Annotated in this window: 25 protein-coding genes; 11 read left to right on the top strand and 14 right to left on the bottom strand. The window is 28.5% G+C overall.

Features of this window, described 5'->3' with window-relative positions; all coding sequences use genetic code 11:
* Positions 1-2: 2 nt before the first annotated feature.
* From HNP63_RS03420 to mnmE, 5 genes are read right to left on the bottom strand one after another with little or no spacing between them, the layout of a single operon-like run.
* Positions 3-878, bottom strand: a complete 876-nt coding sequence (locus HNP63_RS03420) for a DUF58 domain-containing protein (protein WP_183227218.1) — start codon at positions 876-878, stop codon at positions 3-5.
* Positions 879-891: 13 nt separating this feature from the next.
* Positions 892-1,884 (bottom strand): AAA family ATPase, encoded by a 993-nt coding sequence (locus HNP63_RS03415; RefSeq protein ID WP_183227216.1) that lies wholly within the window; start codon positions 1,882-1,884, stop codon positions 892-894.
* Positions 1,885-1,940: 56 nt separating this feature from the next.
* On the bottom strand, positions 1,941-2,567 hold the full coding sequence (gene rsmG, locus HNP63_RS03410; protein ID WP_183227214.1) for a 16S rRNA (guanine(527)-N(7))-methyltransferase RsmG: 627 nt from the start codon (positions 2,565-2,567) through the stop codon (positions 1,941-1,943).
* The gene (mnmG, locus tag HNP63_RS03405) at positions 2,564-4,429 is read right to left on the bottom strand and encodes a tRNA uridine-5-carboxymethylaminomethyl(34) synthesis enzyme MnmG (RefSeq protein ID WP_183227212.1); all 1,866 of its coding nucleotides are present in this window, start codon (positions 4,427-4,429) and stop codon (positions 2,564-2,566) included. The genes rsmG and mnmG overlap by 4 nt, the downstream gene beginning before the upstream one ends.
* Before the next feature lie 2 nt (positions 4,430-4,431).
* Positions 4,432-5,826, bottom strand: coding sequence for a tRNA uridine-5-carboxymethylaminomethyl(34) synthesis GTPase MnmE (gene mnmE, locus HNP63_RS03400; protein WP_044052143.1), 1,395 nt, complete (start codon positions 5,824-5,826; stop codon positions 4,432-4,434).
* An 82-nt stretch (positions 5,827-5,908) separates the two neighbouring features.
* Between mnmE and HNP63_RS03395 the strand changes: the two genes are divergently transcribed.
* The 5 genes from HNP63_RS03395 to csrA are packed head-to-tail and all read left to right on the top strand — an operon-like array spanning position 5,909 to position 10,223.
* A complete protein-coding gene (locus tag HNP63_RS03395) occupies positions 5,909-6,403 on the top strand; it encodes a hypothetical protein (RefSeq protein ID WP_004790428.1) in 495 nt (164 codons plus the stop codon).
* An 11-nt stretch (positions 6,404-6,414) separates the two neighbouring features.
* Positions 6,415-8,298 carry a flagellar hook-associated protein FlgK gene (flgK, locus tag HNP63_RS03390; RefSeq protein ID WP_183227210.1) on the top strand — a complete coding sequence of 628 codons (1,884 nt, stop codon included), beginning with the start codon at positions 6,415-6,417 and terminating at the stop codon, positions 8,296-8,298.
* Between the two features lie 2 nt (positions 8,299-8,300).
* Positions 8,301-9,575, top strand: a complete 1,275-nt coding sequence (locus HNP63_RS03385; RefSeq protein ID WP_183227208.1) for a flagellar hook-associated protein 3 — start codon at positions 8,301-8,303, stop codon at positions 9,573-9,575.
* A 1-nt stretch (position 9,576) separates the two neighbouring features.
* Complete coding sequence (gene fliW / locus HNP63_RS03380) at positions 9,577-9,975, top strand: flagellar assembly protein FliW (RefSeq protein ID WP_011600875.1); 399 nt, start codon at positions 9,577-9,579, stop codon at positions 9,973-9,975.
* Between the two features lie 2 nt (positions 9,976-9,977).
* Positions 9,978-10,223, top strand: coding sequence for a carbon storage regulator CsrA (gene csrA / locus HNP63_RS03375; protein ID WP_004790391.1), 246 nt, complete (start codon positions 9,978-9,980; stop codon positions 10,221-10,223).
* Here the strand turns inward: csrA and tsaB are convergent.
* The 6 genes from tsaB to infC form a co-directional block, all read right to left on the bottom strand.
* Positions 10,207-10,860, bottom strand: a complete 654-nt coding sequence (gene tsaB / locus HNP63_RS03370; RefSeq protein WP_183227206.1) for a tRNA (adenosine(37)-N6)-threonylcarbamoyltransferase complex dimerization subunit type 1 TsaB — start codon at positions 10,858-10,860, stop codon at positions 10,207-10,209. The two genes, csrA and tsaB, sit on opposite strands and share 17 nt — an antisense overlap.
* Positions 10,853-11,266: a tRNA (adenosine(37)-N6)-threonylcarbamoyltransferase complex ATPase subunit type 1 TsaE gene (gene tsaE / locus HNP63_RS03365; RefSeq protein ID WP_004790148.1), complete on the bottom strand. Its 414-nt coding sequence runs from the start codon at positions 11,264-11,266 to the stop codon at positions 10,853-10,855. Before tsaE ends, tsaB begins: the two co-directional genes overlap by 8 nt.
* Complete coding sequence (locus HNP63_RS03360) at positions 11,263-11,523, bottom strand: hypothetical protein (RefSeq protein WP_011600877.1); 261 nt, start codon at positions 11,521-11,523, stop codon at positions 11,263-11,265. Before HNP63_RS03360 ends, tsaE begins: the two co-directional genes overlap by 4 nt.
* A 214-nt stretch (positions 11,524-11,737) precedes the next feature.
* The gene (rplT, locus tag HNP63_RS03355) at positions 11,738-12,085 is read right to left on the bottom strand and encodes a 50S ribosomal protein L20 (RefSeq protein ID WP_004790477.1); all 348 of its coding nucleotides are present in this window, start codon (positions 12,083-12,085) and stop codon (positions 11,738-11,740) included.
* Between the two features lie 20 nt (positions 12,086-12,105).
* Entirely contained in the window at positions 12,106-12,306 is a 201-nt protein-coding gene (gene rpmI, locus HNP63_RS03350; RefSeq protein WP_004790647.1) for a 50S ribosomal protein L35, read from the bottom strand.
* Positions 12,307-12,328: 22 nt separating this feature from the next.
* Positions 12,329-12,889, bottom strand: coding sequence for a translation initiation factor IF-3 (gene infC, locus HNP63_RS03345; RefSeq protein WP_004790224.1), 561 nt, complete (start codon positions 12,887-12,889; stop codon positions 12,329-12,331).
* Between the two features lie 193 nt (positions 12,890-13,082).
* Between infC and HNP63_RS03340 the strand changes: the two genes are divergently transcribed.
* Entirely contained in the window at positions 13,083-13,736 is a 654-nt protein-coding gene (locus HNP63_RS03340) for a hypothetical protein (RefSeq protein WP_183227204.1), read from the top strand.
* A 1-nt stretch (position 13,737) separates the two neighbouring features.
* A complete protein-coding gene (locus HNP63_RS03335; protein ID WP_183227296.1) occupies positions 13,738-14,478 on the top strand; it encodes a hypothetical protein in 741 nt (246 codons plus the stop codon).
* 55 nt (positions 14,479-14,533) lie between these two features.
* Here the strand turns inward: HNP63_RS03335 and HNP63_RS03330 are convergent, their stop codons facing one another.
* Entirely contained in the window at positions 14,534-15,343 is an 810-nt protein-coding gene (locus HNP63_RS03330; protein WP_183227202.1) for a TatD family hydrolase, read from the bottom strand.
* Positions 15,340-16,479, bottom strand: a complete 1,140-nt coding sequence (locus HNP63_RS03325; RefSeq protein ID WP_073999189.1) for a tetratricopeptide repeat protein — start codon at positions 16,477-16,479, stop codon at positions 15,340-15,342. The genes HNP63_RS03330 and HNP63_RS03325 overlap by 4 nt, the downstream gene beginning before the upstream one ends.
* Before the next feature lie 337 nt (positions 16,480-16,816).
* On the opposite strand from HNP63_RS03325, the gene prfA reads away from it, so the two are divergent.
* Genes prfA through HNP63_RS03305 form a run of 4 tightly spaced genes read left to right on the top strand, consistent with a single transcriptional unit; the run spans position 16,817 to position 22,965 of the window.
* Positions 16,817-17,890: a peptide chain release factor 1 gene (gene prfA / locus HNP63_RS03320; protein ID WP_011600883.1), complete on the top strand. Its 1,074-nt coding sequence runs from the start codon at positions 16,817-16,819 to the stop codon at positions 17,888-17,890.
* Between the two features lie 2 nt (positions 17,891-17,892).
* A complete protein-coding gene (prmC, locus tag HNP63_RS03315) occupies positions 17,893-18,714 on the top strand; it encodes a peptide chain release factor N(5)-glutamine methyltransferase (RefSeq protein ID WP_015055379.1) in 822 nt (273 codons plus the stop codon).
* Entirely contained in the window at positions 18,711-20,714 is a 2,004-nt protein-coding gene (gene spoT / locus HNP63_RS03310) for a guanosine-3',5'-bis(diphosphate) 3'-pyrophosphohydrolase (protein WP_004790365.1), read from the top strand. Before prmC ends, spoT begins: the two co-directional genes overlap by 4 nt.
* Positions 20,704-22,965: a hypothetical protein gene (locus HNP63_RS03305; protein WP_183227200.1), complete on the top strand. Its 2,262-nt coding sequence runs from the start codon at positions 20,704-20,706 to the stop codon at positions 22,963-22,965. The genes spoT and HNP63_RS03305 overlap by 11 nt, the downstream gene beginning before the upstream one ends.
* On the opposite strand, the gene HNP63_RS03300 is transcribed toward HNP63_RS03305, so the two are convergent.
* Entirely contained in the window at positions 22,962-24,047 is a 1,086-nt protein-coding gene (locus HNP63_RS03300) for a D-alanine--D-alanine ligase (RefSeq protein WP_004790448.1), read from the bottom strand. The two genes, HNP63_RS03305 and HNP63_RS03300, sit on opposite strands and share 4 nt — an antisense overlap.

Below are 24,047 nucleotides of genomic sequence, written 5' to 3'. Positions count from 1 at the left end.
ATTTATTGACCCTTTTTAAAAAGAATTTTAAGTTTTTTAAAAACATCTTCTTTAGTATCAATCTCAATAAAACTAATATTTTTTTTAATACACTCTTTTTTCCATTTTATTTTATCAAGTGTCCAATAATTTTTATAACCAGTTAATATCGACTTGCTAAACCCCGAGACTAAAAAATTTTCCCCAGTTTCAATATCTTCGCAAATCAAAGTTCCAACTTTAGGAAAATTTTCATCAAAAAAATCTGAAATTCTTATAGCAACAACATTATGTCTCTTGCTCAAAACATTTAAAGATTTAAAATAAGAATTCGCCTTAAAATCAGAAATAATTATAATCAAAGATCTTTTTTTATAATATTCTGCCGTATTTTTAAAAATATAAGCTAAGCTACTACCCGGCTTAAGATTTCTATTGATCGTTTCACTTAATATCAATCCTAAATGCAAATGACCTTTGCTAGAGGGTATAAATTTGTCTGTTCCACTTGAAAAAAAAGTAACACCTATTTTATCATTATTAAAAAATGCCATATGTGCAAAAATAGAAACCAATAAATCCTGAACATCCTTTTTATTTACCTTGTCTCCCAAGCTCATAGAAAGTGAATTATCTACAAGAAGATGCAGATTCATCCCCCTATCTTCTTTGAAAACCTTTGAAAAAATACTATCGGCTTTTGAGCTTACATTCCAATCAATAAATCTAGCATCATCAGAATCCTCATAAGGTCTAAATTCATGAAATTCAAGACCAAGTCCTTTAAAAATTGAACGATACCCACCAAAATTAAGCTCTGAAAGCATTTTTCTTGAAAAGAATTTTAAAGCTTTTATCCTAGCTTTAGCACTACTATTTATCTCGTTATCTTGTACCATTTAAAATTATTTCCTAGGGTAGTGCTACAGCAGAAAGAAGCATCTTAATAATATCATCAATACTCATTTCCTCTACTTCTGCCTCATAAGATGGCGTAATTCTGTGTCTTAACACGTTATAAGCCACAGCTTTAACATCTTCTGGTAGAACAAATATTCGTCCCTCATAAAGAGCATTAACACGCGCACACTTTAATAAACTAAGAGAAGCTCTAGGAGATGCACCAAATTCAATATATTTGGCAAAAGGATAAGTTTTTTTATCTTTCTCACGAGATGCCGAGATTAAAGTAACAATATAAAGCATTATTTTGTCATCAACTTTTACCCTACCAACAGTTCTCTTAATGTCAACCAACGAATAAGCATTCATCACCTTTGCAACTTTAATATTTTCAAGACGTCCATCCACTGAAAATATTTTCAAAAGCCTTACTTCATCTTGCACTGATGGATAATTAACATTAACTTTTAATAAAAATCTATCAAGCTGAGATTCTGGTAAATTATAAGTCCCCTCTTGCTCTATTGGATTTTGAGTAGCAAGAACAAAAAATGGATCTGGAAGCTTATGAGTTTCGTCTCCAAGAGTTACTTGCCTTTCTCCCATAGCCTCAAGTAGAGCAGACTGAACTTTTGCAGGAGCCCTATTGATTTCATCTGCTAAAATAACATTTGAAAATACTGGACCTTTTCTAACCTTAAAAGTCCCTGTAGCACTTTTATAAACCATATTACCTGTAAGATCAGACGGCAAAAGATCTGGGGTAAACTGTATACGCTTAAACTCAAGATCAAGAACATCAGATACAGTTTGAATTGCAAGGGTTTTGGCAAGACCTGGGACTCCTTCAAGCAAAACATGCCCCTCTGTTAAAAGTCCCATTAAAATAGCATCTATCATTTCTTTTTGACCAAGAACCCTGCTTGCAACTTCTCTTCTAAATTTATTTATCAAATGTAATGCATTCTCTACTTCTGAATCTATCTGAAAACTACTCTTCATAATACTCCTAGTCAAAATCACTCTAAAATATAAATTAAACCCAAACGATAATAATATTATTTGTAAAGCAAAACTAAATTTCTCTCTGCGCTTAATTTTGAATTTAAAGACTTTACTTCTATTTTACTAAACAAATCTTTAATTTGATTGACTTCAAGGTTAATTCTATCAAATTTACCCTTATATGCCATAATCAAACCCCCATTCTTTAAAAGATTCTTTAAAACTAACGCATATTCATTCATACTTCTAAAGGCTCGAATTGTAATAAATTCATACTTCTTCTTTTCTCTTTCAATCTCATATTCTAAAATTTTTACATTTTCTAAATCAAGTTCTAATTTTATCATTTTCAAAAAAGTAGATTTTTTTTTACTTCTCTCTAAAAGATAATATTTTCTAGAAGAATCAAAAATAGCCAAAATAATACCTGGAAATCCAGCACCACTTCCAACATCAAGAATTTCAGAAGGATTGGCCTCTTTAATAGTAGGCAATCCTAAAAGAGAATCTATAACGTGTAGATTAAGAATGGAATTGAAGTTGCTATTGCTATTTGAAATCAAATTAAATCTGGTATTTAAAAGTAAAATTCTTTTTATATATAAATTTATTTTCTGAAGATCTTTGTAAGCAAACTGAAAATTACATTCTGCCAAAGCAAATTCAATGTCACTTATCATACAGAAAAATTTAAAACTACCTTATTTTTAGGATTTGAAAAATATATAAACAAAACAGTAATATCCGTATTTCTTATTCCAGGAATTCGACTTGCTTGAGCAAGAGTAGCTGGTTGAACCTTAGAAAATTTCTCTCTAGCTTCTCTTGAGAGACCTTCAATAATTCCATAATTAAAATCAAATGGAAGCTTGACAAGTTCTAGATTATGAAGTTTTTTAATCAAATCTTTTTGTCTATTAATATAGCCTTCATATTTAATATCTAACTCAACTTGTTCTAAAATTACTTTTGAATCGCTCAAACTTGGATCAATCTTTATTAAATTATCTAAACTAATAGAAGGATCTTTTAAGATATGATAAAAATCTTTGTTAACATGTTTTTTAAATTGTTCATCAGCAATATCTTTTAAACTAAGACGCCTTTGCTTTAAAAGCTCCTTTATCTCTTCAACTCTTCTTTTCTTAAAAAGATATTTTGAATATCTCTCCTCATCAACAAGTCCAAGATCATATCCAATCTTAATCAAACGCTTATCACTAGTATCGTGCCTTAAATTAAGTCTATGTTCAGCCCTAGAAGTAAACATTCTGTAAGGCTCTTTAGTACCTTTAGTAACAAGATCATCAATAAGAACTCCAATATAAGAACTAGTTCTTGTTAGAATCATTGGCTTTTTATTTTGAAGTCTAAGAGCAGCATTAATTCCTGCCATTAGCCCTTGAGCTGCTGCCTCCTCATATCCTGAAGAGCCATTGGTCTGACCTGCTATAAAAAGCCCTTTAACTCTTTTGCTCTCAAGACTTGGATAAAGTTCAATTGGATTTATATAATCATACTCAACGGCATAACCAGGCCTTGTAATAACAGCATGCTCAAGACCTTCAATACTATTAATCAATTTTTGCTGAACATTTTCAGGCAAAGAAGAGCTAAGACCATTAAGATACATTTCTTCCGTATTAAACCCTTCAGGCTCAATAAAAATTTGATGCCTGTCTTTATCTTTAAATTTTACTATTTTATCCTCAATAGAAGGACAATATCTTGGACCATTGCCCACAATCTCACCAGAATAAAGGGGTGACAAGTGCATATTTTCACTAATTATTTCGTGAGTTCTTTTATTAGTGTAGGTCACATAACATGAAAGCTGAGATTTATCTAACTTGCCATTTGAAAAAGAAAAGGGAATGATGTCTGAATCTCCAAATTGAACCTCAGTCTTTGAAAAATCCACACTTTTTCTATGAATTCTTGCCGGAGTGCCCGTTTTAAGCCTACCCATTTCAAATCCAAGACCAAGTAAAGTTTTATCAAGTCCATAAGCAGAAAATTCAGCAAGTCTACCCATATTAGCTCTATATTCACCAATAAATATTTTGCCTCGAAGAAATGTCCCTGTTGTAAGTACTACAACACTTGATCTAAACTTATTACCTCGCTCTGTAACAACACCCTCAATTTCATTTCTCATAGAATTAAGAAGAAAATCAACAACTGTATCTTGAAAAAGATCAAGATTATCTTGACGCTCTAAAGTTTCTTTCGCCTTGGTTTGGTACATTAATTTATCAGCTTGAGCACGTGGAGCTTGGACCGCAGGCCCACGACTTTTGTTTAAAACTCTAAACTGAATCATGCTAAAGTCAATAATGCGACCCATTTCACCGCCAAGAGCATCAATTTCCCTAACCATATTGCCCTTAGCAAGTCCACCAATAGCAGGATTGCAAGAAAGCTTGCCGATTGTATCTAAATTTTGAGTAATCATTAAAGTTTTAAAATTTAGCCTTGAAATAGCAAGCGCAGCTTCAATCCCTGCATGCCCTCCTCCAATAACAATTGCGTCAAAATCCATATTTATTTCCCCAAACAAAAATTCTTAAACATATTGTCAAGAACATCTTCACTACTAACTTCTCCTGTTATTTCACCCAAACAGTTGATAATCTCATAAGCATCAAATGCTAACATATCATAACTTACTTGACGATCGATTTTACTCAATAAATCTAAAATCAAAGCATAAGCTTTCTCTAAAAGTTGTATTTGACGACTTGACGATATTATTATATCATCAAGTCCAATCTCTACCCTCTCATAAGAGATTAAAGTCCTTATTTTGTCATAAAGAATATCTATTCCTTCTAAATTTTTAATGCTAATCATTATTAAATTTGAAGAATTTAAAACACTCGAACGAACAAATTCTTCGGTAGATTTATTTATCTTTAAATCTATCTTATTTAAAACAAATAATATCTTACTATTGGATTTATTCGAATCAATAAATAATAAATCATCTCTTGTTAAATTTGAACTAATATCAATCACATAAATTACTAAAGAAGCTTCCTTTATTAAAGAATTACTTTTCTCAATACCCAATCTCTCAACAAAATTGTCAGCATCTCTAAGACCTGCTGTATCAAAAAGATTAAACAAAATACCATCAAGCTCAAAACTTGCTTCAATATAATCTCTTGTAGTACCAGGATATGAAGAGACAATTGATCTATCTTTTTTGAGAAACAAATTAAATAAAGAAGACTTTCCAGCATTAACAGAGCCTGCTAAAACCAAAGTAATACCATGATCGATTTTTTCATAAACTTTATAAGAATTAATTAATTTTTTAAGTTCAACTTTGCTATTTAAAATCAAGTCAAAAGGAATGTCAATCTCACGGTCATCAACCTCATAATCAAGATAAACGCTAACAGCTGAGAGAAAATTTAAAATACATTTTTTTATTGTATCTATTTTAACAAATAAAGCTCCAGAAAGCTTATTAACTGCAAGAGAATAAGCTTTGTTGGTCTTAGCAAAAATAATCTCATTAATTGCTTCTGCCTTTGTAAGGTCAATTTTTTTAGCAAGAAATGAACGAAAAGTAAATTCACCAGGCTCAGCCATCCTAAACCCACTTTTTAAAAATAAATCTATAATCTTTTTAATCCCAATCACAGAACCATGAGCTATAACCTCAACAGCATCTTGCCCTGTAAAGCTTTTTGGTGCTCGATACAAACACACAACAACTTCATCTACCTTGCAATTATTCTCATTATCTAATATATAACCATAATGAATCGTATTTCCAGCCGCTGAATTAAGAGCTGAATGATTTGAAAAGATTTTAGAAAATTTAGAAATAGAAGAAGCACCACTGCTACGAATCACACATAAAGCGCTACTTAAAAAAGGGGTTGCAAGAGCTACAATATCATCATCTCTCTCAAAAAGCTTACTCATACTTTAATGTATTATAACATAATAAAAAGACAAAGTTGATTTGTAAATATATTTATAATAGCTTATAATTAGTCTTATAAAAATGAAAGCAAAACTTGAAATTGAACTAAGAGACGTTTTAAAAAAAGAACTTCTCTTGGTAAACGAGATATATAAATCATACTTAAAAATAAAAGAAAATATAGACAATAAAAATGAAATTGGGCTTAAAGAGATTGCAAACAAAACAAAAATATCACTTGAAAATTTTAAAGAAATTGAAATTAAAAGAGATGAAATTTGGAAAAAATTTACCCAAAATGAAAACTTTAAGTCAACTTACGAAGCTGTAGAAAAGTTGACTACAATTTACAAAAAAGAAATATACGACTATCTACACAAATTGAAAATTGGAATACTGAATATCAAAAGTTTAAACTGTATAATACAAAACTATGTAAACACATCCCTTGATATGTTGGCAATAATATTTCAAGACATCCAAGAAAGTGTAGAAAATGTAACTTACAAAAACCCTTATGGGCCAAAAATTGGACGCTCAAATGAAGCTTCCGTTTTAATAAATAAAAAACTTTAAAGGAGTTTAGAGTGGATTCAACATTCTCAGGAATAGAAATTGGCAAAAGAAGTTTATTTGCACATAAAGATGCTATGAATACAGTTGGTCACAACTTATCCAATGCTACAAAACCTGGATATTCAAGGCAAAGAGTAACAATAAAAACCGCAATTCCTCTTTATGCTCCACAACTAAACAGAGCTAAAAAACAAGGACAATTGGGTCAGGGAATCGTAGTTCAATCTATAGACAGAGTAAAAGACGAACTACTTAACACAAGGATCATTGAAGAATCACACCGACTAGGATACTGGACTTCGCAAGACAAATTTACATCAATGTTAGAAGATGTTTATAACGAACCTGAAGATCAGTCAATAAGAAAAAGATTAAATGATTTTTGGGAAAGTTGGCATGATCTAGCAAATCAACCACAAGGTTTGGCAGAAAGAAAGATAATCTTAGAAAGAGGCAAATCTTTTTGCGAGGGAATAAGAAGCAGATTCCATTCGCTTGAAAGAATTTACATAATGGCAAACGATGAAATAAAAATTACAACAGATGAGGCAAACAATTACATTAGAAACATTGCAAATCTTAATAAACAAATTTCAAAATCTCAAGCAATGAAAGACAATCCAAATGACTTAATGGATGCAAGAGATTTAATGGTTGAAAAATTGGGCAATTTAATAAGCCTATCAATTGAAAACAAACAGAATCCCAATGAATTTTTAATTCACTCAGAAGGAAGACACCTTGTACAAGGTTCAATTGCTAATGAATTTAAACTAGAAGCTACAAACGGACCTACCAGAACCAGATGGAACATTTTATGGGCAAATAATGACAAAGTCCACCTTAAAACAGGAAAACTAGGGGCTTTGCTTAACATAAGAGATGAAGAGATTAAAAATGAAATCAATGAACTGAACAATCTAGCTGCCAACATTATAGAGCTTGTTAACGAAATACATGAGACAGGGCATGGAATGGATAAAAAAAGCGGAAGAAGCTTTTTTTATCAAGAACTCAAACTAACTGACGATCGCGGTCGATATGATACTAACGGAAATGGCCAATTTGATTCCGTTCATATTTTCAAAATTAATAGCACAAACGAAATATTCCCAGAAGAGAAATTGGGATTTTATGGAACTCTTAAATTTGAGACTACAAATAGCAATGAGATTGTAGAAATACCTTACAATGCTCCAGATACGGTTCAAGATGTTATAAATAGAATAAACAATTCCGATGCACAAGTTACAGCAAGAATTAACTCAGAAGGCAAGCTTGAAATCAAAGCAGTTAAAGAACAAGAAAATGAGAACATAACATTTAGAATCAAGCATATAGAAGATTCTGGATTATTTCTAACAAAATATACAGGAATATTAAATGAATCTGGACCTGAGGGGGCTTATGATTATAAAAATATTGACACAACAGACAAATTAACGCCCAAATCCACTTATTCAATCTCGCCTTTAAAAAATCCTGCAGCATGGATAAAAGTTGCAGACACGATAGACTCAGATCCTTCAAAAATAGCATCGGGAATCAAAAATCTAACAAATGAAATATCTATTGGGGATAATCAAGCAGCACTGAGAATCTCCTCTTTTGGAAATTCTCAGATTATGATTGGCAAAAATTTAACATTAAATGATTACTTTGCAAATACAGCATCAAATATCGCGATAAAAGGACAAATATCAGAAATCACAAAAGAAAGCCAATCTCAAATATTAAAAGATTTGACAGATCTAAGAATGTCTATTTCTGGAGTAAACAAGGATGAAGAACTTGCAAACATGATCGAATTTCAACAAGCCTTTATTGCAGCAAGTAAATTTATCACTGTTTCTGCTGAGCTAATAGACACAGTAATAAATAAAATGGGAGTATAAGTATGATAAATAGAGTAAGCCATCCATTAACATATGAAAATTTAAAAACCTCTGCAGCAGAGCAAGAGTCTAAAATTACAAAACTTTTAGAAAACTTATACAAAGGCGGCAAAAGGATTGTAAAACTAAGAAACGATCCAACAGGCGTTACTCACACAATAAGGCTAGATAACGACATATTTAAGCTAAATGTATATACAAAAAATATTAACACTTCTAAAAGTAACCTACGGTATGCAGAAGGGTACTTACAATCTCTTACAAATATTTTAACACGAGCTAAAGAAATTGCCATTCAAGGAGCAAGCGGAACTTACGAAGCAGATGACAAAAAAATGATATCAAAAGAAGTAAATGCTTTACTCGAAGATACTGTTGCAATAGCAAACGCTAAAGGGCCTAATGGATACAGCATATTCTCGGGGACCAAGATTGATAGCGAGGCATTTAAAGTTACTAGAGAGAATAAAGTAAGCAAAATAAGCAAAGAAGGTGAAGGTCCTCAAATAATCAAAGTAGAATATAACGGCAACCAAGCCGAAAAAAAAACAGAAGTATACAATGAAGTGTATATATCAAATAATTATCCTGGGAATAAAATATTTTTCTCACAAAACCAAAATATTATCTCATCAATAAACACTAATGGATTTACCGTAAAAGAAAATACAAAAATTTATATTGACAATATTGAAATAGGACTAACAACAGGGGATACTGCTCTTGACATTGTTGCAAAAATAAATGAATCTTCAGCGCCTGTTGAAGCAAGTATTGATCCCGTTTTAAACTCATTGTCTATTAAAACTACAACTCCACACCAAATTTGGATAACAGAAGCAGAAGAATCAAATGTTTTACAAACACTTGGGATACTTACTAAAAACAATGATACCAAACTACCTCCTTACAACCTTGCTAGCAATACAGAAGTTAGAAGCAGATCTATTTTTGATGCGCTTATTGAGCTCAGAGATGCACTTTACAATAATAAAGAAGAGCTTGTTGGGAGTAGAAGCCTAGCAGAAATTGATGAGAGCTTAAAAAGATTACTTATATCCGTTGCAGATCTTGGCGCAAAAGAAAATAGACTTGATAGGAGCTACGAAAGAATAAGTAAGGAGACTGCAGACATGAAAGAAGATATGGTTCAATATACAGATCTTGACGTAACAAAAGCAATAACTAATTTAAATATGGCAAGCTTGGCTTATCAAGTATCTTTAGGGATTTCTGCTAAAATAATGCAAACAACTTTATTGGATTTTATAAAATAGGATGACAAATGAAAACAGCATAGGTATAGAATTCGATTTCCCTGAAGGAATACTTGGATTTGAAAACATTAAAACATTTATAATAAAAGACTCTAAGCATAAGCCTTTTTCTATTATGCAATCCATCAATAAAGACGTCAGTTTTTTAGTAACATCTCCTTTTAATTTTTTAAACGAATACTTGCCAAATATCGAGGAAAAAGATTGGTCAGACATTGATGCAAAAGCAGAAGATGAAAAAGTTATACTATGCATAATCAATATGCATGTCAATGATTACAAAGACATTACAGCTAACCTAAAAGCACCAATCATAATAAACAAAAAAAAATTACTTGGAAAACAGGCTATATGCACAAATGAAAAATACTCCCTACGCCATAAAGTTTTCAAGGAATAAAGATGCTAGTATTGTCAAGAAAAGTAAATGAAAGTATTAAAATAAACTCTAATATTGAGGTTTTAATATTAGAGATAAAAAAAGATACTGTTAAAATCGCAATTAAAGCTCCTGAAAACATTAAAATATTTAGATCTGAAATTTATGAATTTATTATAGAAGAAAATAAAAAATCAATACTAAAAGACAAACACAATATAGGCAAAATTAAAAGTCTATTCAATCATTATTTTAAGAATGAAAATTAATCTCTGCATCACTTTGTCTTATGTAAAGAGGTCCCGATAAAATATCATCACTTTTACGATTTTTTAAGTATTTAGCTATCCCAAGTTCTGTTAAAATTCTTCCAAACGAACTCAAATTTTCAATGATTTTAAATTTATAATTAAATTCCTTACAAACATTCTCAAGATTGTAACCAGTAAGCACTGAATTTGAATCAATCTGCCCTAGATATTCAAACAAATCTTCCTTAGAAAAACACAAAATCTTACCTACCAATTCGAGATTTTTATAATGCCCAAGAAAATATTTGCCAGCAGTAAAAGTTAATACAATTACACTAGAACTATCTTTAAATAAATTTGCAAAAACATCCAATGTAGAAATATTGACAAAAGGAATAGAAAGACCTAAAGCAAGGCCTTTTACAAAACTCAAACTAACTCTAAGACCAGTAAAAGAACCAGGACCACAAGAATTTATAATTAATTTAATTTGATTAAGATCAATGTCATTTTTAATTACAAAATTATTGAAAATTTTTGGAATACTGAAATTAAAATTTGATTTAAGCTCAACTAATGAAAAATTCTTATTGTTAATTCTACAATAAACTATCAATGCTTTATATGAATATTCAAATGCAAGCGCATTAACCATTAAATTCTATAACCCTACCTGAACCGACTATTTTAAAAGCCAAAGAAAATAATCTGTCTTTTGGAAGAATACTTAAAGCAATTTGTGGCCATTCAATAGCAATAATTGAGTCAAGATCCACAAGCATTTCCAATCCTCCAATAAGCTCAAATTCTTCCAAAGAAAACACCCGATATAAATCAACATGATAAAACTTGAAATCTATAAAATCATAAACATTAATAATATTATAAGTTGGACTTGTAAAATAAGAAATTCCAAGGTTAAGAGCAAGCCCCTTTAAAAAACTGGTTTTCCCAGATCCCATATCACCGCTTAAAACAAATATTTTACCAATTGGTAAAGGATAAAAAAAAGATTTGGAAAAATTTATCATTTTTTTTTCTGATTTAAATTCTAAAATCAAGGAAGCTTACCTTTAAATTCCAAATCAATTATACGCCTTTTAATTGCAACCATTAACTTTAAAACAGGATAATTTAAAAAATCTATAAAATCAATAGTGACATGCTTTTCTCCTAAGGGCGTGACCTCAATTACAAACTTTACTTTTTTGATCTCTAGGACATCGTTATATTTATAAATAACATCAGCAAAATATACATTTCTATAATAAATAAAACTCTCTTGCTTTTCAATATTATTAAGAGAAATAAGCTGCACAATAATAATCCTTAAATATAAATTAAACTCCCAAAAAGCCAACATAAGAATGTTTTTATTTAGCGCTATTTTTCAAGGCGGAATTTTTATCCTTAATCTTTGAATTGCTTTTAGCTGTCATCGACTAAAAATACTCAAATCCCTAAATTTAATGAGATGTCGCAAAAAAATAACTCTAATTCTTAAAATTAAACCTCCCAGGAGTTTTGATTCTTTACCTTCTTATTTCTAAAACAATTTTTTTAAAAGCTTCAATATCTTCAATTGCCAAATTAGACAAAATTTTCCTATTAATTTTTATATTAGACTTCAACAACCCCTCAATAAATCTTGAATAGCTAACCCCAGTATCACTTAAAGCAGCTGAAATTCTTGAAATCCATAAGCGTCTAAAATCTCTTTTTCTAGTTTTTCTATCCCTTGTAGCATACATCATACCCTTTCTCAAGGTATCCTTAGCTTTTTTATAATTGCTCTTTTTTGTACCCCAAAACCCTTTTGTCTTTTTTAAAATTCGCTTACGCCTTGCAACGTGCACTGTACCGTTTTTAGCTCTAGCCATATCTATCTCCTAAAATTATTTTAATCATAAGGTAATAAAGTTTTAATTCTTTTAACTTCAAAACAAGAAAGATTGCCCGATTTTCTTAAATTTCTCTTACGCTTAGAAGATTTTTTTGTCAAAATATGCCTTAAATTTTGTTTTTTATACTTAACCTTACCATTTACAGTAAAAGAATACCTTTTTTTTGCACTTTTACGTGTTTTCATCTTATTTGCCATTTCATCCCCTTTAATTTAATACTTATTTTTTAAACTTAGGCGCTACAATCAAAAACATTGTCTTCCCTTCCATTTTAGCTGCAGACTCCAAAACATAATTCACATCCCCTACTTTTTCAAGGATACTATTTAAAATACCATATCCTAAATATGTATGAGCAAGTTCACGACCTCTAAATCTTATTGTAACTTTAACCTTATTGCCGTCTTTGAGAAAACTCAAAATGTTTTTTGATTTAAAATCAAGGTCATGAGTATCTATCTTGGGTTGCATTCTGACTTCCTTAAGCTTAATTACTTTTTGATTCTTTTTTTGCTCTTTTTGACGCTTTTCTTGATGGAATTTATATTTTCCATAATCAATAATTTTACAAACCGGAGGAGACACATTGGGAGAAACCTCAACCAAATCAAGCCCAGCTTCTTTTGCTTTTTTAATAGCATCTTCAATCGACAAAACCTCTTGTGTTCCATTTTCAAAAATAACTCTTACCTCACGAGCCTTAATTCTGTAATTAATTTTCAATTCCTTGTCATTTGATCTGGACCTATCCCTATCTCTATTGGCATTTCTATTTATCATCTAAAAAATATATACTCCTAAATCAATTAATACTTAATTTTAATATACATTCACTAAAAAGTAAATTCTAAGAATAATGTTTGCAAAAAGTAATAAAATTAATAACATTAATAAAAAATAAATATCCAAATCACACAAGTTTTTAGTCAATCGATTGATTTAAAAAACGTTTAAAAGTAGAATTGTACTTACAATGAATTTATTTTTATTAACAAGTCTACCACTAATGTTAAAAATTTATATGAATATCCAGTTAAAACAAAATAAAGCAAAAAATACCCAAGCACATGTTTTAGCAATATTTTTTGCAATAACATTTTTTTCTTTTCTTTATTTAACTCAAGAATTTATTTTATACAGACCATTTGAATTAAATTATACATCAATAATAGGCCTAGGAATTTCCATATTTATCAAAGAACACTTATACTACTATATATTCCCACTATTAATATTTATATTTTTTTTTACTCTAAATGAAAATTCTTCATTTAGAGTAAATTTAACAATTCTTATATATTTCGCATTCGGACTAATATTTTCTAAAAACCTAGAAATAGCAATCCTAAATAGCAAAGTTTTTGGAATCTATGAATATATTGAATTACCAATACTTAATGCAATAGAGTTAATATTTTCAGCAATAATCTTTGAAAAGAAAATTAAAAAATGCCAAAAATACTCAGTAAAAGAATACAAAATCATTCTTTCTCCTATTCTATTCTTAGGATTATTTATTACAACCTTAAAAACATTAATTCTAACTAATATGCGCATCTATGCCTTAACAATATTTGCATTAGTTTTAATACTCATAGCAATTAATAATAAGTATGTTAGAAAATAAAATGACTGGCCCAAAAACACTCGTTGTAATTGCGATCTTAGCAATTTTAACACAAGGATGCAAAAAATATTCCATTATTGAAAAACAATTTGATTATGCAATAATTTTCTCGGATGCAACCGAATATTTTTTTGAAATTCAAAAAACTCCATTCATAAAAAACAAAATATTATTTATAAATGATAAAAATTTAGAAATTACAAAAGACAAGCTTAAAACAACAAAAAAAATACTATTAACCCACAAATCAACCACTGAAATACTAAATAACGAAATTCTAAAAGAGAAAATTTTTCATCTATCAAAAATAAAATTTTCTCTCAAAAAGTCTATTGATCTCTTACTTAACGGAAAATCAATAGACTTGCAAAAAACATTACTATTTAGAGACAAATCTCTAAATAACGAAGATCTTGAATACTTGGAAAAAAAAAGCCAAGAAAAAAATATTAATATTACCCTAATAAACGAAGCAAACATATCCTATATAAAAACATTTATTACTCCCCAAATACAAACAATAATATTGTTCTCTTTAAGAGATAATAATATTATTTTAAAAAAGATATCAAATTCGCCTTTTTTCAAAAATATAAAATTTGTATTAATTGGCAATACAAGAAAAGACTTAAAAATTATTAAGCTAAAATATTTAATCACCCTTAAAGAATCTGATTTAATGAGAATAGTAAAAGAAGTTGAAAAAAATTTTCAATATGAATTTAATATTTATAAACAATAAAAATGATTAAATTTGCAACCAATAATATGCACGCAAATAGTTATAAATAAGCAATTTAATGTAACAATAAAAGATCTTTAAAGCTATTGTATACGGCAATAGCAATATCATTAGCAGAGCAATTCTTAATCCTTGCAATCTCAAGACATACATATCCTAAAAACAAGGGGGAATTTATTTTACCTCTTAACGGCACTGGGGCTAAAAAAGGACTATCCGTTTCTATTAAAAGATCGTTAGCATTTAATTTTCCAACAACAATCCTTAAAGGTTCTGCATTTTTAAAAGTTATATTACCTGAAAAAGAAACTTTAAATCCCAAATCAATAAATTTTTTAGCATGCTCATAACTTCCTGAATAACAATGTAATATACCCCTATTTAAAAAATTTAAAGACTTTACAATATTATAGGCATCATCATAAGCATCTCTTATATGTAAAATAACTGGCTTTTTATATCTACCAGCCAAATATAATTGCTCTTCAAAAACTTTGATTTGCAATCTCTTGTTATCTGCCTTAAAATAATCAAGACCTATCTCGCCAACGGCAACAACATTTTCACTAATTAAAATCTTTTCAAGCTGTTTGATATCATCTTTAAAATTATCACCTAAATTTAAAGGATGAATACCTGCTGTTAAAAACACATTAGAATATGAGCTTAAAAGATCTTTTCTACTATTAAAATCATCGGGATGTAAACCAACGTCAAGAAAATAAGAAAAGCCGTTTTTAAAACATTCATTAATAATATAATTGACATCTAAAGATCTTTTCTTTAATTCATAAAAATGAACATGAGTATCTATTAATTTATCAAAAAAAATAGATTTTTCAGTTTCAAGTACACAGTTCATCATTCCATTTTTTTCCTAAGAGCTGTAAGGTAGTCAATAACAATAATATTTTTCATGCCAAGATGTAAAAAGCTTGATAAAATATCAACAGCATTTCCAATCTGACCCAATGCTTCATAACATTCAGCAGCACTCACATATAATGCTGAATTTTTGGGATTGTTTTTTATTAAGCTTTTAATCGCTATTAATGCTTCTTCATATTTACCTTGCTCCTTTTGAATAAGAGCAAGTCCAAGTATAGCAAACATATCAAAATCAACATCAAGGGCCTTTTTATAATAAATTTGAGCATTTTCATAATCATTCAAATAGCGATAAGCATCTCCTACTCTTGTGAGAACCAAATTATTTTTTGGATCTTTTTCGATAATATCAAGCCAATATTTTAAAGCCTCTTTATACTCCTTATTTCCCCTATAACAATCAGCAAGTCCAAAAATAGCATAAAAATTGCTGGGTGAAATTTCTAAGGCTTTTTTAAAAAAATAAATCCCTCTGGTAAATTCCCTTAGCTTACGATAACAATTGCCAATTGAAGTTAATACTCTAACATCAACCTTGGATTGATTTAATTCATACATTTTAAGCCAATACTTTAAAGCCTCTTTATATTCTTTAAAGTCGTAATACAAATGGCCAATCCCTACAAGCGCATAATCATTCTCAGGCATTAATTCCATTACTTTAAGATACGTTTGCTTGGATTTTTGAAAATTTTTTAATTTCCTGTAAGACGACGCAACTCTTGTTAAAACCGTTATATTCTCAGGATCATATTTTAAATACTCTTCCCATATGTCTGTAGCTTTTTTATAATTATCCAAATTTCTGTAACAATCTCCAAGTCCAAAAAGAGCATAATTATTGTTTGGATGCTTTATAAGGCATCTTTGATAATAAACTATTGCTTTATCGTAATTATTCTTTTTCCTTTCAATATCCCCAAGCCCAACAAGAGCATAATTGTTCTCATTGTCCTTTTCAAGGATGTTAGAAAACAAACTTTCTGCTTCAGAAAGTCTTTCTTCTTTAATCAACTGATATCCTCTTTTTGATTTTTCAGTAACATCAAGAAGTTGATCATCAGAAATCTTTGAGAGATCCTCTAAAGCATCCAAAATTTTTTCATTTAACATAAATACCCCTTTTAAATCGGTTTATCAAAGACATAACTTTAACTACTTTGAACACAACCATAAATAATACGCAAAGCTCAATCTATATATAAATACAATAAAACCTAATCTAACTTTAATATCCAACTTAATAACATTCATTATATAAAAAAACATAAAAAAATATAATTGATTTTTTTATTCAGGCTTATTCTATTTATTTTAGAAAAGCAGTTTTTAAAAAAGAATATTAAAATAAAACATAAAAACGGGCATTTTAACACTAAATTTACTAAAAAGTCTAACAAAAAAACCTAAAATTAATATAAACTATTACTATCTTTCAGGAGAAATCATAATGTTTTTAGAAAAATTAAATTCAGCAACAAGCAGAATTAAGTCGATAGAAGAAAAATTGCAAGACATAAATCTAATTAAAAATCAAAAAAAATATTCAAAAATAATAAAAGAATATACATACTTAGAAAAAATAAATACTAAAAAGATTGAATACGAAAACATACTAAATCAAATTAATGATAACAAAACCATCTTGGAAAAAGAAGAGCAACAAGAAATGAAAGAGCTAATAAAGCAAGAACTAATTGATCTAGATAAAAAAAAGGAAAATCTTGAACATGAAATAAAAATATTACTTTTACCTCAAGATGAAAATGATAGTAAAAATATAATAATTGAAATTAGAGCTGGAACAGGTGGAGAAGAAGCTGCTCTTTTTGCAAATAATCTTTATAGCATGTATATAAAATATTCAGAGAAAAAAAAATGGAAAACAGAAATCATAAACTTCAATGAAACAGAACTTGGGGGATTTAAAGAAATAATCTTTGAAATTAAAGGAAAAGATGTATTTAAAAAATTAAAATACGAAAGTGGTGTTCACAGAGTGCAAAGAATTCCTATAACAGAGTCTAACGGAAGACTTCAAACCTCAGCTGCTACTGTAGCAGTACTACCTAATATTGAAGAAACTGAAATTGATATTAATGAAAAAGATTTAAGAATTGATGTTTACAGATCATCTGGGGCTGGTGGACAACACGTTAATACAACTGATTCTGCAGTAAGAATAACACACCTGCCAACAGGAATTGTTGTACAGTGTCAAAATGAAAGAAGTCAACATAAAAACAAAGATCAAGCAATGAAAATATTAAGAGCAAGACTTTATGAATTTGAAGATTCCAAAAAACAAGAACAAAGATCAAACAATAGAAAACAACAAGTCGGCTCAGGAGATAGATCTGAAAGAATTAGAACCTATAATTTCCCTCAAAATAGAATAACAGATCACAGAGCAAACATCACTCTTTATAAATTAGAAGAATTTATGCAAGGAGAACTTGATCAACTTCTTGACCCCTTGACAATAGAACTTCAAGAACAAACATTAAAAAGCAACAATATATAGCAATGAATGTAAACGAAGTTATAAATTATGCTAAAAGTAAAAATTTAGATACAATAGAAGCGCTTCTAATACTTGAATTAATTTTAAAAACCAGAAAAGAGTTAATAATTGCAAATATAAAAAAAAGCTTAACAAAAAAAGAAAAAAACCTTTTTTTTGATCACATAGATAAAATAGAAAAAGGAACTCCTATTCACTACATACTAAAAAAAAAGGAATTTATGGGTATTGAATTTACTCTAAACAAGCATGTCTTAATCCCAAGATTTGATACAGAATGTTTAGTAGAAGAAGCATTAATTCAAATCCAACAAAATGGCTTTAAAAAAATATTGGACTTATGCTGTGGAAGCGGATGCATAGGAATTTCCATTGCCTATTACATGAAAAAAAAAGTAATGCTCTCAGATATTTCAATAAAAGCTTTACAAATAGTTGAAAAAAATACAAAAAAGCTCAAACTTGAAAAATTTGTAGAAATAATCCACTCTAATTTGCTAAAATGTATAAAAGGAAGGATTGATATAATCATTACAAATCCTCCTTATTTAAACAAAGAAGAATTAGAAATCAAAAATAAAATAAAAAAAGAACCCGCAAAAGCTCTATTAGGATTCGGAAAAGATGGGCTTAATATTTCCAGAAAAATATTAAGCCAAGCAAAAGAAAAACTTAACCCAAATGGACTCATAATAATAGAATCGGCTCCTTGGCAAATAAAAAGTTTGAAAGATTTTGCAATCAAAAAAGGGTTTTCACATTTAAAAACCATTTATGATCTTGAAAAAAGAGCAAGAGCGTTGGTATTAGGACAAAGAGCATGATACAAGCATATGAGATTGCGCACTTAATAAAAATAAATGATCTTGAAAAAGCTAAAAGTATTTTTAAAAAAACTATTGAGAATACTTACAAAGATGAATTTGAACGGAAAAACATATTTAAAGCTCTAGAAATAGCAGAACAGCTCCACTATGGCCAATACAGAGAAAGCGGAGAGCCTTACATTATTCATCCAATAATGGTTTCATTATTTCTTGCTAAATTTCAACTAGACTTTAAAGCAACTATTGCCGGACTACTCCATGACGTACTTGAAGATACAAATATTGAAAAAGAAGAAATAGTAAAAGAATTTGACGAGGAAATTTTAAGCTTAATCGATGGTGTAACTAAAATTCATGATTTGCATAATAAAACAAGAAGCATAAAAGAAGCTAATACTATTTCAAAAATGTTTTTTGCAATGACACACGACATTAGAATAATAATAATAAAACTGGCAGACAAACTTCATAATATGACAACTCTCTCCTATTTGCCTAAAAACAGACAAGATAGAATTGCAAAAGATTGCCTTTCAACTTACGTTCCAATAGCAGAACGCCTTGGAATCTCATCTCTTAAAACATATCTTGAAGATCTTTCATTCAAGCATCTTTATCCCAAAGATTATAAAGAGATAAAAAATTTTTTATCTGAAACAAAAATAGAAAGAGAAAAAAAATTATACAAAGGCAAATTATCAATAGAAAAAGAACTTCAAAAAAGCGGAATTGAAGCAGAAATTACAGTAAGATCAAAACACTTTTATTCAATATTTAGAAAAATGCAAACAAGAACAAACAAGCTGACTCAAATTTTTGATACCTTAGGAATAAGAATAATTTGCAAAAAACAAAAAGAATGCTATGAAATATTAGAAATTGTTCACAGAGTGTGGAAACCAATCCCAGGAAGACTTAAAGACTATATTGCAAGCCCAAAAGAAAATAAATATCAATCACTACATACTACCGTAAGAATACCTGAGGATAACCAGCTTATTGAAATACAAATTCGAACAGAAGAAATGGATAGAATTGCTAATTATGGAGTTGCAGCCCACTGGATATATAAAGAACAAATCGCACTCAAAGCTGATGATCTTTCATTTATAAACCGAATAAAAAAATGGCAACAAGAATCTGCTAACAAAAGTCAATATTCAATGAATGATATACACAAAGAGTTGTTAAATACATTCATATATGTTTACACTCCAGAAGGAGAAGTTGTAGAGCTTCCTTTCGGTTCAAATTCAATTGATTTTGCATATATAATACACACAGATATTGGAGACCAAGCTCTTTATGCAAAAATAAATGGAAAAATAAGTTCAATCACAAAGCCACTTAAAAACGAACAAATTGTTGAAATATTCACATCAAAAGACTCAAAACCAGATGTAATATGGCTAAACAGCGTAAGAACAAAAAAAGCCCGATCAAAAATCAGATCATGGCTTAATAAAAATGACAACACAATTTTTGTAGATAATAATATTATTGCGTATCTTGTTGGAGCAAACAAAGAACAAAGAAAACTTTTCAGCTTATTCAAAGCTTATACAAAAACTAAAATAAAAAGAATTACAATAGACTCTGAATGCAATCCCACAACAGGCGAAGATATTGTTGGGATAATACATAAAGATGAGATAATAGTGCATAATGAAAATTGTCAAAAGCTCAAATACTATAAAAAAAATCAATTAATTGAAGTTGAGTGGGAAGCAACACCAACTAGAAAAGTGCATCACATTATTTTGCTTTTAAAAGAATTAAAAGGAATATTTAGTTATCTTGAAAACATTTTCACAATAAATGACGTAAGACTTATTAGCGAAAAAATAGAAGACTGTGGCAATGGTCATGGAATAACAAATATAATAGTCTCATCAAATGCTAAAAATATAGCAAAAATTATTTCTGCTTTAAAAGAAAACCCAAATATCTTGCAAATAATGCAAGTAGAAGAAGATATTAAAAATTATGATAATTAAGATATTGTTGTTATTATTAATTAACTCAACAAGCGCCCCTATTGTGCCAAATAAAATAGAAAAAAATGTATCCAATTCAAGCAATAAAATTGCAAACATAGAAACCGAAAAGAACATAAAAGCGCATATTGAAAAAATTTATCAACCAAAAAAACCTCAAGAAAAAATAATAAACACCTTTAATTATATAAAAAAATATTTTAATACAAATGAAATCAAATATATGGAATATTCTTTACAAGAAATTGGATTTATTGGGTATTCTCAAAAAATAATACATTCCAAAATCAAAGGGAAAAGCGCAAATATCTACAATATAATCATTCCCATTAAAATACAAAATAATTTTGAAAATAATTTAGCAATTGGTATTGCTATTGAACTTTTGAGAAAACTTAAAAATACTAACCCTGAAAACAATGTAAATTTTTTTTTTGTTGAAGATGATTCTCTTGAGCAAAATACAATAATTAGCAGCAGAATTTTACTTAGCAATAAGTATTTGAGGAAAAATACAAATACGATTTACTTAATGCTAAACGAAAATAGAATAAAAAATAAAATTTACTTAGAAAATGAATCTTTAATAACAAATTCAAAAACAAATTTGGAATTTTTAAAAGCTATTATAAAACCCTTTGAAAAGAATAAACTTGATTTTAATACATCAAAAATAACTGAAAAAAAATTAAACAGTTTATACAATCTATATTGGGATGAATCTATACCCTTTTTAATAATAAATAACAATTTAAATCCTATATTAACTCAAAATAAAAATACTATTTTTGAAATTTACAAATCAATCGAAGAAGTATTAACTAACCAATATAAAAGTAAAAATACTGATGAAATACACTATATTGTAATTGATACACCCTTTAAAAAAATAATAATCAATGAAATTGCTTTAATAGCATTAATTTACATTTGTTATAACTTAATTATAATTGTATTTATTAGAAAATTCAAAGAAGCTGGGTTGGTCATGAAAAAAGTAAAAAATAATTACTACAAATTAGTAAGATTGTTTTTTACCTTATTTTTAAGCACGTACCTATCCTTATTAATTACAAATAAAATATTTGTAAGCTATGAAAATGCAACGGCTTACAGCATAACAAATCCCAAATATTTAATAACTTTTTTTGCAACTTTACTAATATATAATCTTTTATCTCTTTTTACATATAATTTCACAATATATTTAAACTACAGACAACTTAAATACTTGGCAATATCAACCTCTATTGTTGAACTAATAATATTAATGTTTATTAAAATAGAATTTATCTTAATAATTATCATAAAAAACATCCTACTATTAATAAAACCAAATAAAAATACTATTATTCAAAAAATAATAGTAACAATTATTTGGATAATTAATTTTGTATTAATAACATTAATACAAAATACTACATCAATTAAAAATACACTTACACTAAGCTATCTAATCTCAATTTGTCTTTTTTCTACCATATTTATTAATATCTCAGAGCATTTAAAATCTAAACTCCCAAAAATTAAACAAAATTTAAAAAAAGCTAAAAAACTTGGTCTTGTAACTTTTTTTTTAATAATCACAATCATAATATCTAGTAATATTGATAAAGAAGAGCATGTAATACAAATAGAACAAACGGTTAGCTTTCCAGAAAAAATAAACAAAATAAAAATTGAATACCTAAAAAACAATAAAAATCCTATCCAAATAATTTCAAACGACTTTAACTTAACTTTACAAGCAAACGAAAAAACATTAAAAACTAGCATTAAAGCCGATGACGAGCTAATGAATATTGATTTTAAAAAAATAGATATAGCAGAAAGAGCTGTTTATAGCATCGATTTGGTCACTCAAAAAATTGCAAATCAAATCGAGCTACATTTTAAAAACGCATCTAAACTAATAATTTATCAAAGCAATACTCCTTATAAAATATTGGCTAATAAAATTATCTTTTCACTTAAAAACATTAACTCTAAAAAAACAACAATTGCATTTACTCTTAAATCTCAAGAGGACATAGTATATGAAGCATTTGCAAATCTTCATATTAAAAAAAATCAAGTTAAAATTTACAATAAAACCAATAATACAGAAGAAAAAAATATAAAAATAAATTACTCTTACAAAATAAAATATTTAGGAATATTGCCTAAAGCAGAAAAATATAAAAATCTTGAATACTTCAAGCTAAAAAATGATAAAGATATTGAAAATCTAAAAACTTTAAAACTAAATTAATCTTTAAAATTAATCCTTTTTTTCCTATTAATATAACTTTGAAAAGCATAATCAATTAAATTATCTATCAAGTCCTTAAACTGAAGACCATCATGGCTACACATTTTAGAAAACATAGATATATCAGTAAATCCTGGAATAGTATTTATTTCATTAAGATAAATTGTTCCTGATTTTTTTTCAACAAAAAAATCAACTCTTGCCATACCCCTGAGTTCTAAATTCTTATAAACAAGAAAAGCATATTCCTTAATGCTTAACAACTGATTTGTCTCAAGATGTGCAGGGATATTAAAGATAATAGAATTTCCAGGAATAACAGAATATTTAGCATCATAATCATAAAATATAAAATCCTGTACAACAACTTCCCCAGGAGAAAATATTTTCATCTTTTCATTACCAATAATAGAACATTCGATCTCTCTAGCCTCAATAAATTTCTCTATTACAATAGTAAGGTCATACTTTAAAGCCTCCTCAATACAAGATTCAATCTGATTTTCACTATAAGCTACATTTATTCCAATCGAAGACCCTAATACTGCAGGCTTAACAATAACAGGATAGCCTAAAACCTCCTTTACATTTCTTTTTATTTCCTCTTTATCTAAAGAATAATCATATTGCCTAAACCCAATAAAAGGTACTATGGGGATATTAAAACTTTTAAGCAAAAGTTTACAAAAATACTTATTACTAGAAATAGCACTCCCTATAATACCAGCACCAACACATGGAATGTCCATGACTTTTAAAACTCCTTGAATAGCACCATCTTCACCGGTTCTACCATGAACAACAGGAAAAACAACATCAATCTCAAGATTTTTGTTATTTGAAAAAATTCCAAAACCTGGTAATAAACTGACAATAGGTAAAACATCTGTATCAATAGGCTTTGGGGGATCAGAAACAGAATCTAACAAATACCAAATACCTGTACACTTATCAATATAAGCAGAATAAATATTGTATTTATTTAAATCTAAAAGGGCTAAATAAACGCTATAAGCAGATTTGCAAGAAATTTCATGTTCAAAAGAAACACCGCCAAATATTAACATAAGATTTTTTTTCAC

The organism is Borreliella afzelii (assembly GCF_014202295.1).
GTDB lineage: Bacteria > Spirochaetota > Spirochaetia > Borreliales > Borreliaceae > Borreliella > Borreliella afzelii.
The sequence above is the reverse complement of the archived record's forward strand: the minus strand, read 5'-3'. Positions and strand labels throughout refer to the sequence as shown.